The organism is Stenotrophomonas sp. STEN240 (assembly GCF_056756175.1).
Window position 1 is genome coordinate 63,038 of sequence record NZ_JBRRBO010000016.1, and the last position, 15,163, is coordinate 78,200.

At 62.8% G+C, this 15,163-nt stretch carries 12 protein-coding genes; 8 read left to right on the forward strand and 4 right to left on the reverse strand.

Features of this window, described 5'->3' with window-relative positions:
• Position 1 precedes the first annotated feature (1 nt).
• Both lldD and dld read left to right on the forward strand, forming a co-directional pair.
• Positions 2 to 1,141: an FMN-dependent L-lactate dehydrogenase LldD gene (gene lldD, locus ACVOKO_RS09640; protein ID WP_346498706.1), complete on the forward strand. Its 1,140-nt coding sequence runs from the start codon at positions 2 to 4 to the stop codon at positions 1,139 to 1,141.
• Positions 1,138 to 2,835, forward strand: a complete 1,698-nt coding sequence (gene dld, locus ACVOKO_RS09645; RefSeq protein ID WP_346498707.1) for a D-lactate dehydrogenase — start codon at positions 1,138 to 1,140, stop codon at positions 2,833 to 2,835. The genes lldD and dld overlap by 4 nt, the downstream gene beginning before the upstream one ends.
• 28 nt (positions 2,836 to 2,863) lie before the next feature.
• Here the strand turns inward: dld and ACVOKO_RS09650 are convergent, their stop codons facing one another.
• Complete coding sequence (locus ACVOKO_RS09650; RefSeq protein WP_346498708.1) at positions 2,864 to 3,196, reverse strand: hypothetical protein; 333 nt, start codon at positions 3,194 to 3,196, stop codon at positions 2,864 to 2,866.
• Between the two features lie 140 nt (positions 3,197 to 3,336).
• On the opposite strand from ACVOKO_RS09650, the gene ACVOKO_RS09655 reads away from it, so the two are divergent.
• Entirely contained in the window at positions 3,337 to 4,632 is a 1,296-nt protein-coding gene (locus ACVOKO_RS09655; RefSeq protein WP_346498709.1) for an MFS transporter, read from the forward strand.
• 160 nt (positions 4,633 to 4,792) lie between these two features.
• Here the strand turns inward: ACVOKO_RS09655 and ACVOKO_RS09660 are convergent, their stop codons facing one another.
• Positions 4,793 to 5,701: a LysR substrate-binding domain-containing protein gene (locus ACVOKO_RS09660; protein WP_346498710.1), complete on the reverse strand. Its 909-nt coding sequence runs from the start codon at positions 5,699 to 5,701 to the stop codon at positions 4,793 to 4,795.
• Between the two features lie 66 nt (positions 5,702 to 5,767).
• Positions 5,768 to 6,736 carry a LysR family transcriptional regulator gene (locus ACVOKO_RS09665; protein ID WP_346498711.1) on the reverse strand — a complete coding sequence of 323 codons (969 nt, stop codon included), beginning with the start codon at positions 6,734 to 6,736 and terminating at the stop codon, positions 5,768 to 5,770.
• Positions 6,737 to 6,844: 108 nt separating this feature from the next.
• Between ACVOKO_RS09665 and aceB the strand changes: the two genes are divergently transcribed.
• The 4 genes from aceB to ACVOKO_RS09685 all read left to right on the forward strand — a co-directional run bounded on the left by aceB (position 6,845) and on the right by ACVOKO_RS09685 (position 13,612).
• Complete coding sequence (gene aceB, locus ACVOKO_RS09670; RefSeq protein WP_346498712.1) at positions 6,845 to 8,488, forward strand: malate synthase A; 1,644 nt, start codon at positions 6,845 to 6,847, stop codon at positions 8,486 to 8,488.
• A 41-nt stretch (positions 8,489 to 8,529) separates the two neighbouring features.
• Complete coding sequence (aceA, locus tag ACVOKO_RS09675; RefSeq protein WP_346498713.1) at positions 8,530 to 9,861, forward strand: isocitrate lyase; 1,332 nt, start codon at positions 8,530 to 8,532, stop codon at positions 9,859 to 9,861.
• A 171-nt stretch (positions 9,862 to 10,032) separates the two neighbouring features.
• Positions 10,033 to 11,052 carry a GGDEF domain-containing protein gene (locus ACVOKO_RS09680; RefSeq protein ID WP_346498714.1) on the forward strand — a complete coding sequence of 340 codons (1,020 nt, stop codon included), beginning with the start codon at positions 10,033 to 10,035 and terminating at the stop codon, positions 11,050 to 11,052.
• Between the two features lie 31 nt (positions 11,053 to 11,083).
• Positions 11,084 to 13,612 carry a putative peptide modification system cyclase gene (locus tag ACVOKO_RS09685; RefSeq protein ID WP_346498715.1) on the forward strand — a complete coding sequence of 843 codons (2,529 nt, stop codon included), beginning with the start codon at positions 11,084 to 11,086 and terminating at the stop codon, positions 13,610 to 13,612.
• Here the strand turns inward: ACVOKO_RS09685 and ACVOKO_RS09690 are convergent.
• A complete protein-coding gene (locus ACVOKO_RS09690; protein ID WP_346498716.1) occupies positions 13,591 to 13,911 on the reverse strand; it encodes an NHLP-related RiPP peptide in 321 nt (106 codons plus the stop codon). The genes ACVOKO_RS09685 and ACVOKO_RS09690 overlap by 22 nt on opposite strands.
• Before the next feature lie 73 nt (positions 13,912 to 13,984).
• Here ACVOKO_RS09690 and ACVOKO_RS09695 point away from each other — a divergent pair, with 73 nt between their 5' ends.
• The gene (locus ACVOKO_RS09695) at positions 13,985 to 15,160 is read left to right on the forward strand and encodes a putative peptide maturation dehydrogenase (protein WP_346498717.1); all 1,176 of its coding nucleotides are present in this window, start codon (positions 13,985 to 13,987) and stop codon (positions 15,158 to 15,160) included.
• The last annotated feature ends 3 nt before the right edge of the window (positions 15,161 to 15,163 follow it).

A 15,163-nucleotide genomic window follows, 5' to 3' on the forward strand; every position in this document is an offset into this window, starting at 1 on the left:
CATGATCATCTCCGCCTCCACCGATTACCGTGCGGCCGCGCAGCGTCGTCTGCCGCCGTTCCTGTTCCACTACATCGATGGCGGCGCGTATGCCGAACACACGCTCAAACGCAATGTTTCCGACCTGTCCGACATCGCGCTGCGCCAGCGCATCCTGCGCAACATGTCCGACCTCAGTCTGGAAACCGAGCTGTTCGGTGAAAAGCTGGCCATGCCGGTGGCGCTGGCACCGGTCGGCCTGACCGGCATGTATGCGCGCCGCGGTGAAGTGCAGGCCGCGCGTGCGGCGGAGAGCCGCGGCATTCCGTTCACGCTGTCGACGGTGTCGGTGTGTCCGATTGAAGAAGTGGCGCCGGCCATCAAGCGGCCGATGTGGTTCCAGCTTTATGTGCTGCGCGATCGTGGCTTCATGCGCAACGCGCTGGAGCGCGCGCAGGCAGCCGGTGTGACCACCCTGGTGTTCACTGTCGATATGCCGGTGCCGGGCGCACGCTACCGCGACGCGCATTCGGGCATGAGCGGCGCGCATGCCGGCGTGCGTCGCATTGGTCAGGCCGTCACCCATCCGCGCTGGGCGTGGGATGTGGGTCTGCGCGGGCGTCCGCATGACCTGGGCAACATCTCCGCCTATCGCGGCAGCCCGACCGGCTTGGAGGACTATATCGGTTGGCTGGGCAGCAACTTCGATCCGTCGATTTCGTGGAAGGACCTGGAGTGGATCCGTGAGTTCTGGAAAGGCCCGATGGTGATCAAGGGCATTCTCGATCCGGACGACGCACGCGATGCGGTGCGCTTTGGTGCCGATGGCATCGTGGTCTCCAATCACGGCGGCCGCCAGCTCGACGGCGTGCTGTCCACCGCGCGCGCGTTGCCGGCAATTGCCGATGCGGTGCAGGGCGATCTGAAGATCCTCGCCGACTCCGGCATCCGCAATGGCCTTGACGTGGTGCGCATGCTGGCGCTGGGCGCCGACAGCGTGCTGCTGGGCCGCGCCTTCGTCTACGCGCTTGCGGCGCAGGGTGAGGCCGGCGTCGCCAACCTGCTCGACCTGATCGCCAAGGAAATGCGTGTTGCGATGACGCTGACCGGCGCGCGCCGTATTGCCGATATCAGCCGGGATTCGCTGGTCAACGTGGCATGAGTACGAACGAGGCGCTGTTGGCGCAGTTGCGTGCTGCCGTGGGTGAGACCCACGTGTTGACCGGCGACAAGGCGACGCGACGTTTCCGCAAGGGCTATCGCTTCGGTGATGGCGCAGTGCTGGCGGTGGTGCGGCCGGGCACGCTGCTGGAAATGTGGCGCGCCCTGCAGGCAGCGGTGCAGGGCGGGGCGGCGATCATCCTGCAGGCGGCCAATACCGGCCTGACCGGCGGCTCCACGCCGGATGGTGACGACTATGGCCGGCCGATCGTATTGATCAGCACGCTGCGCTTGAGCGGCGTGCAACTGCTTGATGAAGGCCGGCAGGTGTTGTGCCTGCCGGGCGCAACCTTGGATAGGCTGGAGCAGGCCCTGGCACCGCTGGGGCGTGAACCGCATTCGGTGATCGGCTCCTCGTGCATTGGCGCCTCGGTGCTGGGAGGCGTGTGCAACAACTCCGGCGGCTCGCTGGTGCGGCGCGGCCCGGCCTATACCGAAATGGCGCTGTATGCGCAGGTTGATGCCCACGGCCAGCTGCAGCTGGTCAACCATCTCGGCATCGCCTTGGGCGATACGCCGGAAGAAATCCTGCAGCGCCTGCAGGCAGGTGACTACACGGCGGCCGATGTGCATGTTGATGGGCAGCGTGCCGGCTCCGATCCGTGCTACGCCGAACAGGTGCGGCAGGTGGATGCGGCAACGCCGGCGCGTTTCAATGCCGATCCCAGTCGTCACTATGAAGCGGCTGGCTCGGCCGGCAAGCTGGCGGTGTTCGCGGTGCGCCTGGATACCTTTGCCAAGGAAGCGGCCGAGGTGTTCTATATCGGCAGCAACCGCACCGACAGCCTCACCGCCATCCGCCGCCAGCTGCTGACCGGCTTCGAGCGGCTGCCGATTTCCGGCGAATATATTCACCGCGTTGCCTATGACATTGGCGAGCGCTACGGCAAGGACACCTTCCTGCTGATCGACAAGCTCGGCACAGCGCGGGTGCCGGCGGCATTTGCACTGAAGAGCCGGGTTGATGGCTGGTTCGAGCGGCTGGGCCTGCGTGCGGTCACCGACCGTGCGCTGCAGCTGCTGACCGGCTTGTTGCCGTCGCATCTGCCCAAGCGCATGGGTGAGTTCCGGCAGCGCTATGAGCATCATCTGCTGGTGAAGGTGTCGGCGCAGGATGCCGCTGCAACGGAAAGCTGGTTGCGCGGCTTCTTCGCCGACCACGAGGGCGATTATTTTCATTGCACACCAGACGAAGGGCGCAAGGCCTTCCTGCATCGATTCGCGGTGGCCGGTGCAGCGGTGCGTTACCGCGAAGTACACCGTGCACAGGTGCAGGACATCGTCGCCCTGGATATCGCCTTGCGCCGCGACGACCGCGACTGGTTCGAGCAGCTGCCGGCCGAACTGGACGCGCGGCTGTTGCACAAGCTCTATTACGGACACTTCCTGTGCCATGTGTTCCACCAGGACTACATCGCCCGCAAGGGTGAAGACCCGATGGCGATCGAGCACGCCATGTGGAAGCTGCTGGATGCGCGTGGCGCCGAGTACCCGGCCGAGCACAATGTCGGCCACCTGTATCCGGCCAAGCCGGCGCTGGCGCAGTTCTACCAGCAGTTGGACCCCAGCAATACCTTCAACCCCGGCATTGGCCAGACCAGCAAGCAGCCGGGTTGGAAAGGCTGTGATTGCTGAGGCGCAAAGCGCCTGTTGAGGCTTTTGATCAGGCTCTGCTCAAGCTTTTGCTCAGGCTTTTGCTCAGGCCTTTGCCCAGGCTTTCGCTCAGGCTTTTGCTCAGGCTTTTGCTCAGGCTTTTGCCCAGGCTTTCGCCCAGGCTTTCGCTCAGGCTTTTGCTCAGGCTTTTGCTCAGGCTTTTGCTAAAGCCCCTCTCCCGCTTGCGGGAGAGGGGTTGGGGTGAGGGGAAGCTCTTGGCTGATGAAGCCAGAAGCAAAAAAGTGCACAAGCAAATGCCAGAGCCAAAAGCTCCCCTCATCCGCCCTTCGGGCACCTTCTCCCGCACGCGGGAGAAGGGACTTGCCTCGCTGATTGATCTCACGCCGGTGGTTCACGCGCTTGGTGAATCAATACGTTGAAAGTATCAATCGGTACACAGTAGGTTATGGATCGACTCGATCCGCGGGTTCAAGCTTTCCCGCATTCCCAATCAAGCGGCCCGCCAACGCAGGCCAAGATGCAATGCAACTCGAACCCGGCAACCCACCTGCCTGCAATGAATCCCTCGCGCCAGTCACGTCGCCAAGCGCGATAGGCGAGCAGCCCCACATTCGCCAAGGCACTCCTGAATTCCGTCGTGCAGTGCTGGCGCTGTTCATGGCCGGCTTCGCCACGTTTGGCGTGTTGTATTGCGTGCAGCCCTTGCTGCCGGGCTTCAGCAGCCACTTCGGTATCAGCGCCGGCAACAGCGCGCTGGCGTTGTCGTTAAGTACCGGCGTGCTGGCCGTTGCGATGCTGGTGGCAGGCATCGTCTCCGACCGCATCGGCAGGCGCCCGGTGATGGTGGTTTCGTTGCTGAGCTCGGCATTGCTGACCTTGGCCATCGCCTTGGTCGATGACTGGAGCACGCTGCTGGTGCTGCGCACCTTGCTGGGCCTGAGCCTGAGTGGCGTACCGGCGGTGGCGATGACCTGGCTGGTCGAGGAAATGGACAGCCGCTCGCTGGGCTTGGCCATGGGCCTGTATATAGGCGGCAACGCGGTCGGCGGCATGAGCGGGCGTTTGATTGCCGGGGTGGTGGCCGATCATTGGGGTTGGCGCGCCGGCATTGCCGCAGTTGGCGTGATCGCGTTGCTGGCCACGCTTGCACTGTGGACACAGCTGCCGGCATCGCGTCACTTCCATGCACAGCGTGCCGAGCCGATGCGGATGCCGGCGCGCTTTGCCGGCTTGTTTGCCGATGCCGCGCTGCCTTGGCTGTTCGCCTGTGGTTTCCTGCTGCTGGGTGTGTTCGTGACGCTCTACAACTATCTTGGTTACCACTTGCTGGCGCCGCCGTATGGTCTGAGCCAGACCCTGGTGGGATTGATCTTCAGCGTGTACCTGGTGGGCAGTGTCAGCTCGGCGTGGATGGGGCAGCTGGCCGGCAGGCTGGGGCGCGGGCCGGTGTTGGTGCTGTCCTTCGGCCTGGTGCTGGCGGGCATCGTATTGCTGGCGATGCCGTGGTTGCCGGCGATGGCCGCGGGTATCGCGCTGGCCACGTTTGGTTTCTTCGGCGGTCACTCGGTAGCCAGCAGCTGGGTGGGTGTGCGTGCTGGCGCGCTGCGTGCGGAAGCCTCGGCGCTGTATCTGTTTTCGTATTACCTGGGTTCAAGCGTGCTCGGTGCCGCAGGCGGGGTGTTCTATACGCATTGGGGCTGGGCCGGGGTTTGTGTTTTCTGTCTGCTGCTGACGCTGGCTGGTATGGGTGCCGCGTGGAGTTTGTGGCATCGGCTGGAAGGGGATGCGCGTTCGGAACTGCTTGAGGCGAAGGGCTGAGCGATGGAAGCTCAAAGCTGAAGCACCCCTCCCCAACCCTCCCCTTGCCTGCGGCAAAGGGAGGGGGCTGAGCTTTACCCCCTCCCTTGCGCGTAGCGCAGGGGAGGGTTGGGGAGGGGTGCTTTGGCTTCGGCTTTTGCCCCCGCTGCTGCTCTCCCCTTCAACCCGCCACTTCCCGCTTCAACAAGGCAATGAACTGACGCAACAGCGGCGTCACCGCCTCGCGTCGCCAGGCAAGTTGAATCTCCGATGCAGCGCCGCGGTCTGCCAGGGCGACAAAACATGCGCCCTCCACTTGGATATGGCTGCACGAAGAAGGCAGCACGCAGACACCCAAACCCGCTGCGACCAGGCTGATCAGGGTCGAGGATTCGCCGGCCTCCTGCACGATGCGCGGGCTGAAGCCGGCGTTGCGGCAGAGGCTGATCACATGGTCGTGGATGCCGGCACCCGAGTCGCGCGAGAAGCCGACGAAGGGATCCAGCGCGAACGGCTTCAAGGACAGGCGCGCCGTTGCCGGGTCCTTGCCGCGCAGTGCCGGGTGACTGGCATGTACCACCAAGGCCAGCGGGTCATCGAACAGGTGCTGGGCAACCAGTTCGTCCGGCAGTACCCGTTTGCGGATGATGCCCACGTCCAGCTCATCGGCCAGCAGGGCGTCGATCTGACGCAGGCTGTTCATTTCGCGCAGCTGCATCTGCACCTGCGGGTGTTGCTGGCGATAGGCGAAGATCGCGCGTGGAATCTGCGGTGACAGCGGGGTGGCGCGGGTCAGGCCGATGCGCAGTTCGCCGCTCTCGCCGCGTTGTGCGCGTTGCACCGTGTCCACAGCCTTGTCCACGCGCTGCAGGATGTCGCGCGCCTGCTCCAGCAGGACTTCGCCGGCTGGCGTGAGCTGCACGCGGCGGTGGCTGCGTACGAACAGCTGCGCGCCGAGCAGGGTTTCCAGCTGCCGGATCTGCTGGCTGAGCGGCGGTTGCGACATGCCCAGGCGCTCTGCGGCGCGGCCGAAGTGCAGGGTGTCGGCGACGGTCAGGAAGTAGCGCAGGTGGCGGAGTTCCAGGGACATGACGGCAGTCTAGGCGGCTGCGGTGTTGTCGACCAACTGCTGTGCTGCGAGTTCCCGATGCAAGGTCTAGCGCTCCGAATGCCCGGTATCGTCGTACTGCCTCGGCGCAAACAGATCCGGCTGGATCAGCTCGACAAACGCTCTGGCCTGCGGAGACAGCACCTTGCCGCGCCGCACCACCACGCCGTAGCTGCGCGACGGGAAGTACTCGCTCATCGCCCGCGTGGCCAGCTTGTCGCGGTCGCCATCGTTCAAGCACAGCGCGGTGACGATGCTGATGCCCATGCCCATCGCCACGTACTGCTTGATGACCTCCCAGCCGCCAACTTCCAGTGCCACGGTGTAAGGCACACGATGCTGCTGGAACACCAGGTCGACCAGCCGCCAGGTGATCTGCCGGCGCGGCGGCAGGATCAGCGGCCACGGCGACAGGTCTTCCAGCGTCAGGTTTTTCTTCTTCGCCAGAGGGTGGTCGGGTGGGGTGATCAGCACCTGGTCGAAGCGGTAGACCGGCGCGTAGCTGAGGTCGGCTGGTACATCCATCATCGAACCGATGGCCAGGTCGGCGGCATCGCTGCGCAGCAGGTCGGTGCCATCGGCGCTGATGGCGTTGTGCAGGGTCAGGCGCACATCAGGATGCAGCTTGCGGAAGTTTTCGACGATCTTGGGCAGGAGATACAGGATGGTCGACGAATTTGCGGCGATATTGAGCTCGCCCGCGTCCAGCCCGCTGACCTTCTCGCGGAACCGCGGCAACAACCCGTCCAGGCTTTCCACCAGCGGCTGGGCCATGTCGTAGAGCAGCTGGCCCTCGCGGCTGGGCACCAGGCGGCGTCCGCTGCGCTCGAAAAGCACCACTCCCAGCTCCCGTTCCAGCGCCTGCAGCTGCAGGCTCACCGCCGGTTGGCTGACAAAAAGTGCTTCCGACGCACGCGAAACCGAGCCCAATCGGACCGTCTGCAGGAACGCCCGCAGCGGCTTGAGCCGATCAGACTTGTAGGAAAAACGCGGAGTTACGGGCGGCTTGGCTGGCATGTTGAGACAAGTATTAGCACAACTTATAGATAACATTGCAAAAACTGTTTTGTTAAATATGAGCCTGCGGCCGCACGTTGGAGTCCCCGACACACGCAGGAACTTCCGATGTCCGCCGTCGCCCACGCTGTCGCTACGCCGCAGTCCGCCCCCCGCCCGACCCCGGGCATCACCCTGACCACCCAGCTCGCCGGCCAGTCCGCGCTGCTGCCGGCCGGCGTGCTGGGCCTGCTTGTATCGCTGCACCGTGCGGTCGAGCCGGGTCGCCAGGCCCGGCTGGCCGCCCGCCGCGAGCGCCAGGCGTTCTTCGACCAGGGCGGGCTGCCGGATTTCCGTACCGACACCCGCGCCATCCGTGAAGAGAACTGGAGCGTTGCGCCGATCCCGGCCGCGCTGCAGGACCGCCGCGTCGAGATCACCGGCCCCACCGACCCGAAGATGGTCATCAACGCGCTGAACTCCGGCGCCAAGGTGTTCATGGCCGACTTCGAGGATTCGACCTCGCCGACCTGGCGCAACGTGCTGGCCGGCCAGCAGACGATGAAGGCGGCGGTGCGTGGCGATCTGGACTTCACCGCGCCGGCCACCGCCAAGGGCCCGGGCAAGCACTACACGCTGCGCCCGGCCGACGAGCAGGCGGTGCTGATCGTGCGCCCGCGTGGCTGGCACCTGGACGAGAAGCACGTGTTGATCGATGGCCAGCCGATTGCCGGTGGCCTGTTCGACGCGGCGCTGTTCGCCTTCCACAACGCGCAGACCCTGATGGACAAGGACCGCGGCCCGTACTTCTACCTGCCCAAGCTGCAGTCGATGGAAGAGGCGGCGCTATGGGAGACCGCGCTGTCGCACATCGAGGGCATGCTGGGCCTGCCGCATGGGCAGATCAAGGTCACCGTGCTGATCGAGACGCTGCCGGCGGTGTTCGAGATGGATGAGATCCTGCATGCGCTGCGCGAGCGCATCGTCGGCCTGAACTGCGGCCGCTGGGATTACATCTTTTCCTATCTGAAGACCTTCCGCCGGCACGCCGACAAGGTGCTGCCCGAGCGTGGCCAGGTGACCATGACCCAGCCGTTCCTGAAGGCGTATTCGGAACTGCTGATCAAGACCTGCCATCGTCGCGGTGCGCATGCGATGGGCGGCATGGCCGCGCAGATCCCGATCAACAACGATGCCGCCGCCAACGAGCAGGCAATGGCGCGGGTGCGCGCCGACAAGCTGCGCGAAGTGACGGCCGGCCACGACGGCACCTGGGTGGCGCACCCGGCGCTGATCCCGGTGGCGCGCGCCATCTTCGATGAGCACATGTCCGGCCCCAATCAGCACCACGTGCTGCGCCGCGACGTGCAGGCCAACCGCGATGAGCTGATTGCGCCATGCAGCGGCACCGTCACCCGCGCCGGCTTCGAGAACAACGTTGAAGTCTGCGTGCGCTACCTGGCCGCCTGGCTGGACGGCAACGGCTGCGTGCCCATCCACAACCTGATGGAAGACGCCGCTACCGCCGAGATCAGCCGCAGCCAGATCTGGCAGTGGCTGCATGCCGGCAACCAGCATCTGGATGACGGCACCGCGATTGATTTCGCCCTGCTGGCAGCCACCCTGCGCGCGCTGCCGGCGCGGCTGGGCGACACCTCCGCGCTGCCCGGTGGCGGCCGCATCACCCAGGCCATCGGCCTGCTCGACCAACTCAGCCGCGCTGATGACCTGGCCGAGTTCCTGACCTTGCCGGCCTACCGGCAGATCGATTGACCCTCCCCTTGGCACCGACTACTTCTTTCGAGGACGACACGATGAGCACCTACCAGCAACAGATCGACGCCCTGCAGCAGGACTGGGACACCAACCCGCGTTGGAAAGGCTTGAAGCGCACCTACAGCGCCGCCGACGTGGTGCGCCTGCGCGGCAGCGTGCAGCCGGAACACACCCTGGCCAAGCGCGGCGCCGAGCGCCTGTGGGAACTGGTCAATGGCAGCTCGAAGAAGGGCTACGTCAATGCCTTCGGTGCGATCAGCGCCGGCCAGGCCATGCAGCAGGCCAAGGCCGGGCTGGAAGCGGTGTACCTGTCCGGCTGGCAGGTGGCTGCCGATGGCAACACCTCCGAAACCATGTACCCGGACCAGTCGCTGTACGCCTACGACTCGGTGCCCACCATGGTCCGCCGCATCAACAACACCTTCCAGCGCGCCGATGAAATCCAGTGGAAGAACATCATCGACGGCAAGGTCAAGGCCGAGGATGCGATCGACTTCTTCCTGCCCATCGTCGCCGACGGTGAGGCCGGCTTCGGCGGCGTGTTGAACGCCTATGAGCTGATGAAGAACATGATCGTGGCCGGCGCTGCGGCGGTGCACTTCGAGGACCAGCTGGCGGCGGTGAAGAAGTGCGGCCACATGGGCGGCAAGGTGCTGGTGCCAACCCAGGAAGCGATCCAGAAGCTGTCGGCCGCGCGCCTGGCCGCCGACGTGCTGGGCGTGCCGACCATCGTGCTGGCCCGTACCGACGCCGAAGCCGCCAACCTGCTGACCAGCGACTTCGACCCCAACGACACGCCGTTCATCACCGGCCAGCGTACCGCCGAGGGCTTCTACAAGGTCAAGAACGGCCTGGAGCAGGCGATCAGCCGCGGCGTGGCCTATGCCCCGCATGCTGACCTGGTGTGGTGTGAAACCGGCACCCCTGACCTGGGTTTTGCCCGCGAGTTCGCCCAGGCCGTGCATGCGGCCAGCCCCGGCAAGCTGCTGTCCTACAACTGCTCGCCCTCGTTCAACTGGAAGAAGAACCTGGACGACAAGACCATCGCCAAGTTCCAGGACGAGCTGGCCGCGCTGGGCTACAAGTACCAGTTCATCACCCTGGCCGGCATCCACATCAACTGGTTCAATACCTTCAAGTTCGCCCACGACTACGCCCGCGGCGAGGGCATGCGCCACTACGTGGAGCAGGTGCAGGAACCGGAGTTCGCTGCCCGCGAGCAGGGCTATACCTTCGTCTCGCACCAGCAGGAAGTGGGCGCCGGCTACTTCGACGACGTGACCACGGTGATCCAGGGCGGCGCCTCCAGCGTGACCGCACTGACCGGCTCCACCGAGGAAGAGCAGTTCCAGGCTGAAAAGGCTGCCTGAGGGCGCTTATTAGGTCGTTTCAAAGGGGCTCTTACGAGCCCCTTCTTTTTTTTTGGGATAGGCCAGCATCAAACGGTGTAGGGGGTCACAAAACCGATAATTTTGATGATAGGCTCGCGAGATTACTCGTCTGGCATGGACGAGCAGTCCATGAGGCAGGGAATGAGCGGCATGGGAACAGGGGGTCTGGCACTGGAGTCTGAACTTTCCGTCGCTACGTCGGCGGGAGGCGCAGTACTGCGTGCGCAATTGTCACCGGTGGAATTTGCGCTGTTTGCCCAGTACGGCGTCCGCCGCACACTGCAGGCCGACCAGGTGCTGTTCCGCCGTGGCGATCTGGGCAGCTCGATGTTCATCATTGTCAGTGGCGCCATCAGCCTGGACTTCGGTGCCGGCCTGGCGCCCAAGCCCATGGGCTGCAACGACTTCTTTGGCGAGCTCGGCCTGTTGATCGAACGCCACCCGCGTTCCTGCGATGCACGCGCCAACTGCGACAGCGTGCTGCTGGAAATCACCCATGCCAACTTCCACCGCCTGATCGACCAGGATCCGGCGATGGTGGTGTTTTTCCTGCGCCGGACCCTGTCGCGGGTGGTGTCCAGCGAACAACGCCTGATCGCTCAGCTCAGCCGCCGCAACCACGAGTTGGAAACCGCGCTCGGCAATCTCTACAGCGCCAACCACGAGCTGCACCACACCCGTGAGCTGGTTTATGGCGATGACCTGACCGGGCTCAGCAACCGGCGTGCGCTTACCGCCTACCTGCAGAAATCACACCGTTCAGGTCACCGTCCGCGCGGCCTGCTGCTGATCGACTGCGACGACTTCAAGGGTTTGAACGACTCTTACGGTCACCTCGCCGGCGATCATGCACTGCAGTGCTTCGGCCGCATCCTCGCCTCGGTGACCGGCAAGGACGATATCGCCTGCCGGTTGGGCGGCGATGAGTTCTGCGTGCTGCTGATGGACGCCGATGGCGAGAGCCTGCCGCGCACCGCCGATTTCGTGCTCGAAGCGGTGCGCCACCTGATCGCCTACCCGGGCGCAACGGTGGGCGCCTGCTCACTCAGCATCGGCATGGTGTTGATTGGCGAAGACCACCACTGGAACGATTCGTATTCCCGTGCCGACAAGGCCCTGTACGAGGCCAAGCGCGAAGGTGGCAATCGCGCGCAGTGGTGGCAGGGCTGATCCGGTGACCACGGCCTGCCCGGTGTAGCGCATGACCAGCGAGACTGACGTGCTCTCATCCGATCGCCAGCTCAAGACGCTGGTGCTGACCGATCTTTGTGATTCGGTGGCACTGACGGCGCGGATTGGCGATGCCGCAGCAGCTGAGTTGTTTCGTAGCCTGGATGTGCGGGTGCTGCAGCTGTTGCAGCGCTGGAAGGGGCGCCTGATCGATCGCTCCGATGGAATGCTGCTGATATTCGACGTACCCGCGCACGGCCTGGGGTTTGCGTTGGACTATCTGGATGCATTGGCCGAGATCGGCAACGCGCGGAAACTCCCGCTGCAGACGCGGGTCGGGATCCATGTCGGCGACGTGTTGTTCTGGCGCAACGACGAGGCCGCCGTTGCTGCCGGCGCCAAGCCGCTGGATGTAGAAGGTGTCGCCAAGCCCACAGCAGCACGCTTGATGGCGTTGGCGCGCCCAAACCAGATTCTGCTATCGGCGGTGGCCGAGGGTTTGTTGCGAGCCAGTCAGCGGGAGCTGGGTGAACGAGGCAATGGCCTGCAATGGAAATCGCATGGCCGCTGGTACTTCAAAGGCCTGCCGACGGCGCAGGAAGTGTTTGAAGTGGGTGTTGCCGGCCGTGCTCCAATGCGTATGCCAGCGCGTTCGAACATAGCCTGGCGGCGGCTGCCATTGTGGCGGCGGCCGGTGGCACTGGTAGCCGAGTTGATGCTGGTGGTTACGGTAGGTGCGGTGGCATGGGTGCTGGTACGTGCGGAGCCTGCCATCGCATTCGCCGAACGGGATTGGGTGGTTATCGGCGGCGTTGACAATCACACCGGTGAACAACTTCTTGATGGAGCTGTAGAACAGGCGTTCAGAATCAGCTTGGAGCAATCAAGATTTGTAAATGTTCTGAGCGATCTCAAGGTGCGCAAGACATTGGGCTTGATGAATCATGATCCTGATGAGCCAATGAATCGCAAGATGGCGAGTGATGTCGCCATGCGCGATGGTGCCCGTGCGGTGTTGTTGGCTCGCGTAGACGAGGTGGGAAAACGCGTACGTTTCACCGTGGATATCGTTGATCCGCATCAGGGAGCCACATTGGACTCGATTTCCGCCCAAGGAAATGGAATCGATTCTCTATTGGCATCTATCGACGAAGTAAGCGGCAAGCTGCGCGCTCGATTTGGTGAGTCAAGTGATTCGCTGGCGCGCGACGCCTCGCCTCTTCCCGAGGTGACCACCAGCAATATTGAAGCGCTCAGAGCGTACGCCCTGGCTATCAAGGCGCTGTCGAATCGCGATGTAGAGCTCAGTGCCGATTTACTTAAAAAGGCGCTACAGATAGATCCGGAATTTGCGTTGGCTCACATGGGTTTGGCCAGGATCTATTGGTCTGGGCTGGACGAGGCGCCAGCGGTTGCAGAGCTCGAAAGCGCCTTGGCCCACCGTGAAAGGCTCCCACGGCGCGATCAGCTCTATCTCGAAGCTTGGGAGAATGAACTGCGCTCACCTGCGTCGCCACTGCCGCAATGGAAGCTGCTAGCGACTATGTACCCCGATTATTTTGCGGGAGCTTCCAATGCATCCTGGCACCTGATCGTTGACAACCGCTTCAACGAGGCTCTGCCATTCGCTCAGGCTGCGGCTGTGCCGCAGGATCCGCTTCGTTCCGTTCCGCTTGATCATATCGGCCGCATTCAACTCGCCAACGGAGACGCGCAGCAAGCTCTGGATACCTTTCGTCAAGCTGAGCGCGAAAGTGGAGGTCGTCCCATTCGTTACAGCGCCAATGCGCTCGCGCTGCTTGGCCGTGAGGACGAAGCACGCTCGCTTCTGGATAGGCTCCATGCGGTACCCGGCAATCCTTCCAGCCTATATTCGTCCTTGGACCGGATGAGCCTTGCTTTGAGTCAGGGGCGAAAGAGCGATGCACTTGTTGAGGCTGCACGAGCGCGAGAATCGTCTGTGGAGTACGGTGAATCGCACGTCACTCATTTCTCGCTTGTTGAACAGAGCGTTCGCCTGCTTGCCGACCCGAAGGGAAGCTCTGAGCGGGACTTGCAGCGTTTGTTCAATGCGTCGCTGGTAACTGCAAAGGCCAGTGGCAATGTTCGTGGTCGTCAAGAGGCGCTGTTCAGAAGCATGGTCGCGGTCTACATCGCGCAACGGTCCGGATTCAAGGAGTTATCCGCCCACGCCTTGGCAACGTTGCCTCGGCTCCCAGAGCTGGACGGACAGCGTTCACTACAATGGATGCGACTACTTACCCGGGCAACGCAGGCACGGCTGGAAGGAAGGCCGCAGGAAACGGTCGATCTACTGCTGCCCCTACTTGACGGTCATGAGGCTGTACAGGTGAGGGCCGAGTTGGCAGCTGCGTTCTCGGCGCTTGGTAGAAACACGGAGGCGCAACGTCAGCGCGATTGGCTGGCGAGCAACGTTGGCAGAGCTTATGTGGAAATCAATGTTAACCAGCTGCTGCAACCTTTGAATGTCGCCGATGCAGTCGCGGCCAAGGATCAGTTCCTGGCCGCTCCAGCTGTTCAATCTCGGGCATCGCCGTAGGCGGTGATCGCTTGATCAATCTTTCCTGCTTCATAGCAGAAGACGATCGTCAGTCCGGCTACTGATGTCAGGTATTGCTTCAGTATTCCCTTCGATTGCCGAAATTCTTCCTTGCTTGCCAGCGAATCAACTTCGAGGCAAGGCGGGCGGTGCTTCTGTGGGATGACGTACCCAATGTCTGCAAGTGCCTGATACGGATCAGCTGAAAAAAGTGCTCGATAGGCGTCATCCGAAGAAAGCAGGTCGAGCAGCGTGTCGGCTTGATCCGTTGAGAGAGGGGAATGTTCGATAGGAGTCATTGTGCGTTTCTAGGGATGGGTGGCTGAAGATCCAGGCTCTCCACAGTATCGGCAGTATCTTGGCAATTTGAATATGAAAGTTATGAATATTCGTCGTTGTTCGGTTCTTTTCCTTGAGCCAAATGAGACTGTCAGGTTCAGTCTGGGAGCTGTTTTCTCAGGTGGAGACGGTTTGGTTCGTCACAGCGCATGGCAGGCTATTGCCCCCCATCTGGAGAACGGGATGGTTGGCATCGACGAGGGGATGGTCATCATGCTGGGAAAACTCAGCCCCTCGCGTTGGGTGCCTTGGGGTGACTGCGGGGGCACCTACGAGCAAGTCCATGCATTGATACAGAAAGGATTAGTGATTGCTGCAGAGGATATTCCTGGTTTGGAGCACTTCCGCCTGGACGACGAACGCGTTCGCGCGGCCGATTGGTGGCCTTTGGCTGCTGCAAGTGCAGGGCTTGGCCGCTGGTCGGATGTGGACAGTGCGGCTGACATGGAGCGCAATGGGACGAATACCGTTGCCGGACTGATGAAGACGCGGGAGGCTCCCATGCCGGAGCCTGAAAGTTCGGCGGATACTTTCCTGCCTCGATGCGAGTCCGATGCGTTCGATGACCTTCTGCGTCGAAGAGTGACGTGTCGTAACTTCTCCGTGCGGGCGTTGGAGCATGCTGTGTTTGCGCGGATGATGGAAAGAGTATTCGCAGCTACCCATGTCAAGGAACCCGTTCAAGGGCTGCGGTTTCTTAAGCGCAGTAGTCCTTCCGGAGGTGGATTCCATGCAACGGATGCTTATCTTCTAATACAGCGCGTGGCGGGTCTGGAACCGGGTCTCTATCGCTACCTGCCAGAGGCCCACGCGTTGTCCCGTATTGAGGGCTGCTCTGATCAGGTTGAGACGTTGGCAGGTCAGATGGTGGCGGGCCAGCATTGGTTCTCCAATGCGCCTGTGATGGTGGCACTGGTGGCGACCTATCGCAGGAGCTTCTGGAAGTACCGGAACCATGCCAAGGCCTATAGGGCTTTGATCCTGGATAGCGGCCACCTTTCACAGACCCTTTATCTATCCGCTACCGATAAGGGCATGGGGGCCTTCGTGACAGCTGCAATCAACGAAAAGCAGATTGAAACAATGTTCGGGCTTGATCCCTTGGAAAAGGGGGTGATCGCCGTATGCGGCTTTGGTTACCGTGCCGAGGAGATGACGATCACCGAATTCGATCCGGGCAGAGCGGTGTGGTCGGCAACACAGAGCTGAGCC

What these genes read in the sequence shown, in the direction of transcription:
- ACVOKO_RS09680 (WP_346498714.1), top strand. Translation starts at nt 10,033, where the DNA reads ATGGGAACAGGGGGTCTGGCACTGGAGTCTGAACTTTCCGTCGCTACG.
- ACVOKO_RS09660 (WP_346498710.1), bottom strand. Translation starts at nt 5,701, where the DNA reads ATGTCCCTGGAACTCCGCCACCTGCGCTACTTCCTGACCGTCGCCGAC.
- aceB (WP_346498712.1), top strand. Translation starts at nt 6,845, where the DNA reads ATGTCCGCCGTCGCCCACGCTGTCGCTACGCCGCAGTCCGCCCCCCGC.
- lldD (WP_346498706.1), top strand. Translation starts at nt 2, where the DNA reads ATGATCATCTCCGCCTCCACCGATTACCGTGCGGCCGCGCAGCGTCGT.
- aceA (WP_346498713.1), top strand. Translation starts at nt 8,530, where the DNA reads ATGAGCACCTACCAGCAACAGATCGACGCCCTGCAGCAGGACTGGGAC.
- ACVOKO_RS09655 (WP_346498709.1), top strand. Translation starts at nt 3,337, where the DNA reads ATGCAACTCGAACCCGGCAACCCACCTGCCTGCAATGAATCCCTCGCG.
- ACVOKO_RS09665 (WP_346498711.1), bottom strand. Translation starts at nt 6,736, where the DNA reads ATGCCAGCCAAGCCGCCCGTAACTCCGCGTTTTTCCTACAAGTCTGAT.
- ACVOKO_RS09685 (WP_346498715.1), top strand. Translation starts at nt 11,084, where the DNA reads ATGACCAGCGAGACTGACGTGCTCTCATCCGATCGCCAGCTCAAGACG.
- ACVOKO_RS09695 (WP_346498717.1), top strand. Translation starts at nt 13,985, where the DNA reads ATGAAAGTTATGAATATTCGTCGTTGTTCGGTTCTTTTCCTTGAGCCA.
- ACVOKO_RS09690 (WP_346498716.1), bottom strand. Translation starts at nt 13,911, where the DNA reads ATGACTCCTATCGAACATTCCCCTCTCTCAACGGATCAAGCCGACACG.
- dld (WP_346498707.1), top strand. Translation starts at nt 1,138, where the DNA reads ATGAGTACGAACGAGGCGCTGTTGGCGCAGTTGCGTGCTGCCGTGGGT.